Origin of the sequence: Mesorhizobium sp. M7A.F.Ca.US.005.03.2.1, assembly GCF_003997795.1 — a bacterium.
GTDB lineage: Bacteria > Pseudomonadota > Alphaproteobacteria > Rhizobiales > Rhizobiaceae > Mesorhizobium > Mesorhizobium ciceri.
Window position 1 is genome coordinate 1 of record NZ_RZRP01000166.1, and the last position, 9,230, is coordinate 9,230.

12 protein-coding genes and 1 pseudogene are annotated in these 9,230 nt (G+C 59.3%); 7 read left to right on the top strand and 6 right to left on the bottom strand.

All coding sequences use genetic code 11. The features are described from left to right. Together EN991_RS11995 and EN991_RS12000 are read left to right on the top strand one after the other, a co-directional pair. Positions 1–364, top strand: a 364-nt coding sequence (locus tag EN991_RS11995) for an ABC-type transport auxiliary lipoprotein family protein (RefSeq protein ID WP_206519193.1), incomplete at its 5' end; no start/stop codon positions are given. A gap of 1,176 nt (positions 365–1,540) precedes the next feature. Next, on the top strand, positions 1,541–1,897 hold the full coding sequence (locus EN991_RS12000) for a hypothetical protein (RefSeq protein ID WP_127368817.1): 357 nt from the start codon (positions 1,541–1,543) through the stop codon (positions 1,895–1,897). Positions 1,898–1,993: 96 nt separating this feature from the next. Here EN991_RS12000 and EN991_RS12005 read toward each other — a convergent pair whose 3' ends face one another. Continuing rightward, positions 1,994–2,992, bottom strand: a complete 999-nt coding sequence (locus tag EN991_RS12005) for a L,D-transpeptidase (RefSeq protein ID WP_127368824.1) — start codon at positions 2,990–2,992, stop codon at positions 1,994–1,996. A 254-nt stretch (positions 2,993–3,246) separates the two neighbouring features. Between EN991_RS12005 and EN991_RS12010 the strand changes: the two genes are divergently transcribed. The 4 genes from EN991_RS12010 to EN991_RS12020 all read left to right on the top strand — a co-directional run bounded on the left by EN991_RS12010 (position 3,247) and on the right by EN991_RS12020 (position 5,482). After that, positions 3,247–3,744 (top strand): YidB family protein, encoded by a 498-nt coding sequence (locus EN991_RS12010; RefSeq protein WP_127368818.1) that lies wholly within the window; start codon positions 3,247–3,249, stop codon positions 3,742–3,744. A gap of 52 nt (positions 3,745–3,796) precedes the next feature. Further along, positions 3,797–4,165 carry a DUF4112 domain-containing protein gene (locus EN991_RS12015; RefSeq protein ID WP_245460948.1) on the top strand — a complete coding sequence of 123 codons (369 nt, stop codon included), beginning with the start codon at positions 3,797–3,799 and terminating at the stop codon, positions 4,163–4,165. Positions 4,166–4,645: 480 nt separating this feature from the next. Then, positions 4,646–4,819 (top strand): hypothetical protein, encoded by a 174-nt coding sequence (locus EN991_RS39865; RefSeq protein WP_164766135.1) that lies wholly within the window; start codon positions 4,646–4,648, stop codon positions 4,817–4,819. A 186-nt stretch (positions 4,820–5,005) separates the two neighbouring features. Then, positions 5,006–5,482 carry a ferritin-like domain-containing protein gene (locus EN991_RS12020; RefSeq protein WP_127368819.1) on the top strand — a complete coding sequence of 159 codons (477 nt, stop codon included), beginning with the start codon at positions 5,006–5,008 and terminating at the stop codon, positions 5,480–5,482. Between the two features lie 109 nt (positions 5,483–5,591). On the opposite strand, the pseudogene EN991_RS40855 reads toward EN991_RS12020, so the two are convergent. Both EN991_RS40855 and EN991_RS12035 read right to left on the bottom strand, forming a co-directional pair. Continuing rightward, positions 5,592–5,726: pseudogene (locus EN991_RS40855) on the bottom strand (CsbD family protein); the annotation flags it as partial. Positions 5,727–6,351: 625 nt separating this feature from the next. Continuing rightward, positions 6,352–6,834, bottom strand: coding sequence for a DUF982 domain-containing protein (locus EN991_RS12035; RefSeq protein ID WP_127368821.1), 483 nt, complete (start codon positions 6,832–6,834; stop codon positions 6,352–6,354). Positions 6,835–7,157: 323 nt separating this feature from the next. Between EN991_RS12035 and EN991_RS39870 the strand changes: the two genes are divergently transcribed. Continuing rightward, the gene (locus EN991_RS39870; protein WP_164766131.1) at positions 7,158–7,325 is read left to right on the top strand and encodes a hypothetical protein; all 168 of its coding nucleotides are present in this window, start codon (positions 7,158–7,160) and stop codon (positions 7,323–7,325) included. Between the two features lie 252 nt (positions 7,326–7,577). Here the strand turns inward: EN991_RS39870 and EN991_RS12045 are convergent, their stop codons facing one another. The 3 genes from EN991_RS12045 to EN991_RS12055 all read right to left on the bottom strand — a co-directional run bounded on the left by EN991_RS12045 (position 7,578) and on the right by EN991_RS12055 (position 8,906). After that, on the bottom strand, positions 7,578–7,838 hold the full coding sequence (locus EN991_RS12045) for a hypothetical protein (protein ID WP_127368822.1): 261 nt from the start codon (positions 7,836–7,838) through the stop codon (positions 7,578–7,580). Then, positions 7,839–8,036: a hypothetical protein gene (locus EN991_RS12050; protein ID WP_127368823.1), complete on the bottom strand. Its 198-nt coding sequence runs from the start codon at positions 8,034–8,036 to the stop codon at positions 7,839–7,841. A 189-nt stretch (positions 8,037–8,225) separates the two neighbouring features. Continuing rightward, entirely contained in the window at positions 8,226–8,906 is a 681-nt protein-coding gene (locus EN991_RS12055; RefSeq protein WP_245460949.1) for a hypothetical protein, read from the bottom strand. Positions 8,907–9,230: the final 324 nt, after the last annotated feature.

Below are 9,230 nucleotides of genomic sequence, written 5' to 3' on the forward strand. Positions count from 1 at the left end.
CCTCAAGGGCGCGCAATGGGCCGACCGGCTGCCGCTGATCGTGCAGGCCAGGCTCGCCGAAACCTTCCAGCGCTCCGGCAGCTTTGCCGGCGTTGGCAAGCCGGGCGAGGGGCTGGCGATCGATTATCAGGTGATCGTCGAGATCCGCTCCTTCGAAGTCCGCGTCAATGGCGGCGAGCACGCCGAGGTCAACCTCTTCGTGCGCATCCTCAACGACCGCAACGGCGAGGTGCGGGCGTCGAAGAGCTTCACCGCATCCGCTCCCGTCTCGGGCAGCGGCAATCCGGCCTATGTCAGCGCGCTGGACAGCGCCTTCGGCGAGGCGGCCAAGGATATTGTGCGCTGGACGGATACGGTGATCTGATCCGGATAAGCCAACGGTTGCGGCTGAGTCCGAAGCAAATATGCCGTATGAGCCGATTGGCAATCTGGATTGGCAATTGAGACTCGCGAGAGCGTCAGGGCTGCGCCAAGGTGAGGGTCGAATAATCCGAAGCCGCCAGCAACTTTGAAAGCACAAAGCTGATTGCCATCCCCAAAGGCAACGTTGGCAGGAGGTGCAAAAAGTGCAGCGTGACCGCGCTGCCGGGACGGCTTATCGTGCAGGGTTATCGCAGTCCTAGGAAGCCTAAGATAAAAAGGACAATTACGATCGCGCCAACAACCCAAATAATCCGATTCATCATCTCTTGCTTTCTGCTAAAAGGAGCCCGCCAAATGAGGGACGGATGCCACGGCGGCCCCGCCTCTCACGCTAAGAAGCGGCATCCGAAGAACCACCTCAACAGTCCACAATCACTAATGTTCCAAAGCGCGTTCGCACTCCACACCCCACCCCAGTCAGAGAAGTCGTAAGCCCGGGATAACGCAGCGACCGATTTCTGATTTTCTTGCTGAGGCTACCAGCCCCCCGATACTCCATGCGTTCGACCAGTTCGGTTATCGTCCGCCTTGGCAGTACATTCCATTCTATCAAGGTACAGCCACACCGTTGGGCGCCGAGCTCAAAACTCGAGCCGGAAAGTTCTGAATCGAACCCCACGACTCATTCCTGGCGGTGGATTTTTACACGTTACAGCTGGTGGGCATTATTCAGGACACGCTAGCAGCCTCCCATTCGGTCACCGCGCCATCGCGCTAAAGCGACTTTGTCTTGTGGGTGGTCACTCGGCCAACGCTGCGCAGCAATCGCAGAGTCGGCTCTGTTGGTTGGTTAGTCCGCATGGCCAGTCATTTGTTTGATCTCCCAGGGGCAGTGTATCAACGCGGCAGGGCTCTGGCCGGATCCGTGCCCAGACCGCCTGCGGGTAGTGGCGCCATGCAGCCAACGCATCCATGTGCAAGCTAACTTAAATTGTCGTTGACGTCCGTGGCGGCAAAGTCCACCGGACACTTGGCGAGGCGAGCAAAAAGCACGCCGGTCGCTGCCTGAAAGGCCGGCCAAAACGGACACCAAGTCCGCTGCGTGGCCGGTATTTTCTCTGATAGGAACCTTACGCAGCCGTTAGTCGTTGAGCGTTGACAATCAAGGAGTCTGAAGATGGCCGATGATCCAAATGCAAACGCGACACCGAGGCCGACGCAGCGCGAAGCTCAGGCAACCTTGGAGAAGCAGGTTGCCCAGCTGAAGCGCGAGATCAACAAGATCAATCGGACGCTGGCAGAGCGCGCAGAAGAGGTCGTCGAGGAAGCCACGGGCTGGTATGACAGCGCTGCCGAGCGGGCCGGCCGTACGGCTCAGGCCCTGCGGACCGGGGCCCAATCTGTTTCGGGAGCCGTCCAGGACAATCCGGGCACTGTGTCGACCGCCTTTATTCTTGGTGCTGCAATGGGTCTGCTACTGGGTCTCACCCTCAGCCCCGATGGGTCTAGTCGGGATCGCTGGTTCTACAAGTAGCCCGGAGATGGTCGCGTCGTGCACCAAGCTTGATATGGCAGAGTAGACCTCGGGGTAGCATTCATAACAGGAAATGAAACTTGGTGAGCGGTATGCTTATTTAGGTTTGTCGCCAGCGTCAGCCATTTCGCCTTTGAAGGTAACTTTCGTGCCCTTTTGCACCATCGAGGCGACGTCTTCGGCATCCCAGTTCGTCAGCCTGATGCAGCCATGCGAGAAGGTTTTCCCGATCTTGCCGGGTTCGGGCGTGCCGTGAATGCCGTAGCTTTCGATCGACAGATCGATCCATATCGACCCCACCGGATTGTTCGGGCCGGCAGCAATGGTGAAGGGTCGCTTGGTTTTGACGCCCTTGAAAGCGAAGTGGGGATCATAGTGATAGGTCGGATTGTGCACCACGCGTTTGACCTCTGCCTGGCCACTCGGCGCCGGCTTTTCGTCACTGCCGATCGAGGCAGGGTAGACTGCAAGCGCTTTACCGGAAGGATCAAGCGCGCGTAGCACGCGAGCCTTCTTGTCGACCTCAACCTCGGCAATGGCGGCGGGAGGATCGCCCCGACCAATATCAGGCACCAGCAACTTCGTGCCGGCCTTCCTGAAGCCGATGCCAGGATTGAGCCTTCGCAACAGTGGTTCGCTGATATGGAAGCGCTCCGCCAGCTTTTCGGCCGCATTGTGATAGCCTAGCCTCGACAGGCGGGCCATCCGCTCGAGGCGAGCTGGAATTCGCTTGGTAAAAGGTCCGCGCACATCCTTGCGGGTCAGCTCATAGGTGACCAGGACTGGACTCGAGGAAGTTGCCAACAGCTTGTCCCAAATCTCCCTGGTGAGCTTGCCATCGGACGGCAATCCGTTCGCCGTCTGGAAGGCGCTGAGCGCCTTGGTGAAGCTCTCTCCAAGGTGGCCGTCGATCAGGCCCGGCGAGAAGCGCGCGCGGTCCAAGAGAATTTGTGCTTTCAGAACGGCCGGGTTCAAACCCTTTGGGGTGTCGGACGCGAATTGCGCTTGGTTGACGGCGGTCAGGTTCAGTTTCGCGGCTTCGGCTCCGCCACATGCGAGGAGGAACGCTGTGGCGGCAACAAGGAGCCTGATCATCGATTTCACTCCGGACGGGGACCTGCCTATATGACGCGACACAGCCTATTTGGTTCCGTTACCTCGCCCCAAGACAGTTGTTATTCAAGGATTTAGCACAGGCGTGGCCTGGTAATGGTCCTCACATCCCAGTCGAACAAGTTGGTCGATCTCGCTCGGGAGAGGGCCGCGACGACACCCAACATTACATTATCGCTCGCGGAACTTTTGTGAGGCTGAGCCCTTCCTCCATTTGGACCGTGGAGGAGACCAAAATGGCAAATCTGGGAAGATTGGCGATCGCGATGCTTGGCGTCCTGGCGTATCAAAATCGCGACAAGATCGGTGAGATGATACGTAGAGTTGGAGATCGTAACCCAAACGACCCGCAAGGCGGGGTTCTGGATCAACTATCGAAAGGCGTGTCGGGAACGGCGCTTGGCGACATCCTCGACCGATTCAGAGGGGTAGGGGCTGGAGCCAAGGTCGACTCTTGGGTTGGCACCGGACCGAACCAACCGATCGGGCCAAGCGACGTGGAAACGGCCATAGACGAAGACACACTCACTTCCCTTTCGTTGCAGACCGGTCTTTCGCGGGATGAGTTGATTGCCAGGATCACGAAAGATTTGCCAGAGGCAGTCAACAAGATGACGCCAAATGGCGAATTGCCAGCCGAGCCGACGCAGGTCTCTGATGAGACGACCCTGCTCGATGACGTGCCGTCACGTAGTTCGCAAGCTAAGAATTCACCCGGTCAAAGCGATGTCTAGAGTGACAGTTCTAGACTGGGAAGGTCTGAATCGCACACGCCCGGCGGCTGGGATGAGCGGACAGGGCCCCCCCGACTCTGAGGCAGCAAGAGCAATTGCCGAGCTGGACTTATTGGCCGCTTTGCTTGATTCCCGCTGGCGCATTCCGGGAACGTCAATACGTTTTGGGCTGGATGCGCTGGTGGGCTTGGTACCCGTCCTCGGAGATGCGGCGACGGGCCTGGTCTCGGCCTATATCGTGTGGCGAGCCCGAAACTGCGGTGCTGCAAATGGTTTGGTAGCCCGCATGTTGGGGAACGTGCTGCTCGATACGGTAGTAGGAAGCGTTCCTCTCCTCGGCTCGATCTTCGACGTCTATTTCAAGGCCAACAACCGCAACATCAGACTGCTTCGCCGTCACCTACAGCCTTGGGTGCGGTAGCACGCTGCTGCAGCCAACGTAAGGGGCGGGGGCACTGGCGTGCATGCACGCTTAGCGCTTTGCCCACGGCGGCTTAACCGGATGGACACATGCGAGTACGCTCCGGGTTAAAGTTGCGACCTTAGCCAGCTCGCGAACCAGTCTGTCATCTTTTCACGCATGGGACGCGCCTGCCATTCTCCTAGGCTAATCTCTCTGGATCGATGAAAATCTTGATTGAACAAATCGATTTGCGTCTTTGAAAAATCTTTGCCCTAAACATTCAGCGTGGTTTCGTCGTTCAGACGTTCCTGATCCTCGTCTCACTCGTTGCGGAGCCAGGCGCGGCCGCGGCACTAACAGGCGATTGGGGCTGGCAGGCCTGGGCCGGGTGGCTGTTCCTCGTGCTGTTTGGGTCGTTCATAGGCTACACGCTCTTCATGCGTCTTCTGCGCGACATCGGCGCCTCGCGGGCCGGAGCCTTTTGCCTTCGTCTCACCCGTGATCGCCGTCCTGCTCGGAATCGTCGCTTACGGTGAGGAGGTCGGCCTGATCGACGTCACCGGCATGGCTGTTATGCTCGCCGCAGCTTTCCTCGCGCTACGCGAGCGCAAGCAAGACCAGCCAATATTGTCGCCTTCCCAGCAGTTGGTTGCCGCGCCTCCTGCACCTTGAGGAATGGATGCATGATCGAACGTCGCCTAAATAATTCCCCAGCCGGAGGACAGTCAGCTCCTGATAGGCGGACACTTTGCTTCCGGCCCAACGGCCATCTGTCTGTCAGGCCGGCGTGAAAAACACGGAACCATTGGCTTCGCTCGCACTTTCTCCCGTGCCAATCCGGGCAAATGGAGCATCATGATGAAGACCTTGGCCGATATTTTCGAGCATACCCTCCAAGACATGTATTACGCGGAGAACGCGATTACCAAGGCACTGCCTAAAGTGGCTGCGGCCGCAAAAGACGCCAAGCTAAAGAAAGCCGCCGAGGATCACCTCGCGGAGACGAAGGGGCAGATCAAGAAGCTGGAGCAGGTGTTCAAGTCAATTGGCAAGAAGGCGTCTGGCGAGAAGTGCGACGCCATCGAAGGGCTCATCAAGGAAGCCGACGGTCTGATGGAGGAAGCGTCAGGGACGGCACTCGATTCCGGCCTGCTGGCGGCTTGCCAGGCAGTTGAGCACTACGAAATTTCCCGATACGGCTCTCTGCGGGAATGGGCCAAGGAACTCGGACATGACGAGGCGCACAAGCTGCTCAGCGAGATCCTTGACGAGGAGAAAGCCACCAACAACAAGCTGACGAACCTCGCGGTCACATCAATCAACAAGCCAAATTGATTAATCCGGCCTAGGTGAAGCGGCAGTATGCCGTGCTTCGCGGCGTTGTGGTCGAATAAAATGACGGCGCTGCAGCTACAGCGCCTTCACATTTGGCAGCCTCGCGGGTTCACCAGCCTTGCCGGCCGTGCCAGTCGTCGATATCGCGCCGGACACGATCCTTCTCAATCCCGTAGCGCTCCCGAATCTTGCCTTCGAGCTGATCGCGTTTGCCGGCGATATGGTCGAGATCGTCATTGGTGAGCAGAAGCGTGGTGGTCTTATCGCGGCGGAAAAGCGCGAATTTATCGAGGCGGGCTTTGATGAGAGCCGGTTGCTGGGGGTGGTTGCCGCTGCTGCGGCGTCTACGACCACCAACTGCACGTTCAACATCACCCGTCCGCCGCTTGAGACAACGTTTCAGCCACAGGCTTGACGGCGACCGTATTACTGCCGACAGCAACAATCCGCCCGTCACTCCTGCCGATGGCCCTGGCGGAAGATTATCCGCGCCTCGCGGAGCAGGGAATTCCGGTCAGTGCCTAGCATGCTGATGAGGCCGCGCGCCTGGTCCGCAGTGATACCGGTTTCCATGGCAAGTTGAGTTACAAGCCTATCGCGCCCCGACATGCGGGCGCCGTCGCATTTATCGTCGCCCATGGTGAGTTGTCCCTTCTCACTTTGGCATTTTATCCCTCAAGCGCAAGCGCAACGGTGAGGCTTGCAATTCGTTCCGGCTCCTTCGCTGACTTCTGGTTGTGGAAAAGGGTGCCCCCGGCTCCCCTGCCTGACCGGCGAGGTCCGGGGGTAGCAACTGCCAGAGGGTTTGGTGAGGCCGCAGGCGGAGCCGAGGCTCGGCGCGCTTGTGGGCGCGCGGGGCGGCGTCCCCTTCAATGCCGGGCTTTCAAAATTCTGGCCTCTCTTAGCAATGCTGCCCGATCGTCGCCAATCATGTGGAAAAGTTCGCGGGCCTGCTCCTCTGTGATACCGGTTTCGCGCGCCAGGAACCGGACCAGAAACTCCTCTTCCTCTTCTATCCGCGCGCGCTCTCGCCGCTTCTGCTCGCTGGGCGATGGGGGCGTGGTCTCGATGTCGGGATGAAGCTCCAGGTCGGCGTCCTCATCCTCGTCTTTCACCAGCAAGCCAGCTTCCCTGGCTGCCGCCAGGAAGGCGCGTCGGGCATTCTCAACTTCGTCCTTCGAGGTCAGGCGCCCGGTACAGGCTCGGAGCGCAGCGCGATATCGCGGACCATGCGCCTCGGGCCAGCGCTCCATCATGAAAACGGCGGCCTGGGACACACTGGCCAACCTCCGGAACTCGCCCGGCCCAGACGTCTCAACGATCAGGGGAACGTCAAAAAAGGCATCGTTCATGAACAGCCCCATTCAATGGGATGGCGAACGAAGGAAGCAGGAGTTGGTTCCGATGGTAGGCGACGCGCGCGCTGGGTCCGCCGCTCCTGTGAAGTTGCTGGACGGTCGCTGTTACAGACGTTCAGCGAGCTGACAGGAGGGCCAAACCCCATGGACCCCAAGAGGCTTGACCACAAGCTCGATTGCAAGGCGTGCGGGACAATCCAGATGGATATCCCGGACAACGCCAATGACAGTACCCCTGGCGGCATTTCGGAATAACAGTCGGGAACTGAATCGCGCGCCGATGCTTGAATCGCGTTTGAGTAACTCAGGGTGGCGTGATGCAAGACGATCGGGTCGTGCCTGAGTTCTGGGGGGAATATGCCGACGCTTGGTTGCCGGGCTTCGATGGTGTGTCCATCCAGGGTGCAGGCAAGGCCGCGCCGGTCGGCGACCAGATGGAAGCGGAGGTCGATGAAGCTGGAGTCAGCAAACTGCCGGCAGCCTAAAGTGGCTTGCCGGCGCGTACCATGGCACGCGCGATCGCGAGCTCGGCTTCCGTCCTGGCATTCTCTTTCTGGGTCATGTTGTCGGCGGCAATGAGCCGCTTCAGCGCCCGCAATGTCTCACCCCGGGTCCAGCCCCACTTCCAACATGCAATCGATGATTGCCTGAAAGCCGGGCTCCATGGCCTCCTGGCAGTCTAGCGCGCGGTCTGCGTAGTCATGGTCATCCAGGTACCTGGGCGGATCGATCATTCTTCACTCCATGTCCGGCACTTCGCCGTTGGTGAACAGTACTGTCGGTGGCCCATAGTCGCCAAGCGCCGGGTCGGCGTCGCGACTCCATGCTATGACACCAGCGTGGTTTGAAGCCAGCGCCTTTGCCCTGCGGATCGCGCGGTCCTCGCTTTGCTGGTCGGTCGGACCGCATGCAGTGAACAGGTCGCCATCCTCGCCTCGGTCGAACGCCACGACCACGATCAGCTTCGGCTTTTTCTGATCTGGCACATCGTCGGACACTCAGTGCGTCCTGCCGGAGCGGAGGTGCATCTCGATCTTATTGATTGCCTTGATGAGGACACCGACTGCCTGCAGATTGACGGCGAAGTCGAAGTTACCTCGCGCCGTTTCGAATATCAGAACGCCGACCTTGGTCTCGTCGTCGCTCATCATGCCCATTCCAATGCCGGTCGGCATATACGGTGGCTTTTCTGACATGGTCTCTCTCCTCGGATGCGGGCGGCCTCGTCGGCCGTTCGGCCATCTGGCCGTGCGACCTGGAATGGCCAAGCATGATCGGTAGGCGATCGCGGCCGTGTTTTGTCGTTCACCACTATTCGAAATGCATCGACTGCCCGCGCATCATTACCAGGGTCAGTGCGATTGCCGGATTTGCAGGTGGCTTCTTCATAAGCAAGGAGCCGTCGAAATCGCGCCACGCCGCCATGCGCAATTCGTCACCGTCATCGGCGGCTGCAGGGTCGAAAACGTGGGCATCGTAGGGATTCCGATCAATTTCAATCGTCCAGTCCTTGAGCGCCTTGCGGGCCATTTCTTCCACCTGGGCAAGGTCGCTGGTGAAGAAGGGATGCGGTCCCCATCTTCCGAAAGCGGCTCGATCCGATCCAGCGTTGGCCGCTCGGGCACCCAACCAAGAACGAAGGCAATATCGAAATCGATCTGGCGGTCCGGGCCAGCTGTGACCTCCAGTCGTTTGACGACGTCAGGATAGAGCTGTTTGCGCGCCGGCCACGTGTCCGGAAGCGCCTCGGCTTCCAATCTCGTTCGGGGAATGTTGATCAGTTCCATGATCTGATGGCGCGGAATTGTGTCCTCCGGCCAGCCCGCACAACATGCTTTCGTCGCGGCCTCGTCGGCTTCCATCCAGACTGTAGCGGCTCGGTCCTCGTCCTCGGTTGGCTGGTCGTCTTCCGGAAAGCCTTTGATATCCCACCCTTCCAACGCGAACAAACCTTCTGCACCTTGCAAGGCCGTTATGCCGGCTTGCGCGAAGACTGCTTCGGCTGCCGCGACACCGTGTGCCAGTTCTTCGGGCGTTGCACCTTCAATGTTCAAGCGAAGTTCCATGTTCGCCTCCTGTGCCAATCATGTCGACAGTGAACAAAATAAGAACATTGGAGTCAATAGGCTGTTGCCGACAGGAGAATAAGGTCGGTTTTTTCAACGCGATAACTCACTGGACAATGATCGGCGCATCATCCCGTTTCCAAGGCAACTGCTTCCATCGCCGATCAAGATGCGGACCGCCGCGGACGGGGACAGTCGGTCCCGCGTCCCGTCCTGCGGCCGGCGCTATGCTGACGCTCCTACGGCTGTCCTGTTAACCGCCCGCGGCGGGGGCGAATTTCCTCCGTCCTGCGCGCGACAATGTCCGCACTTGCGGACGCGCGC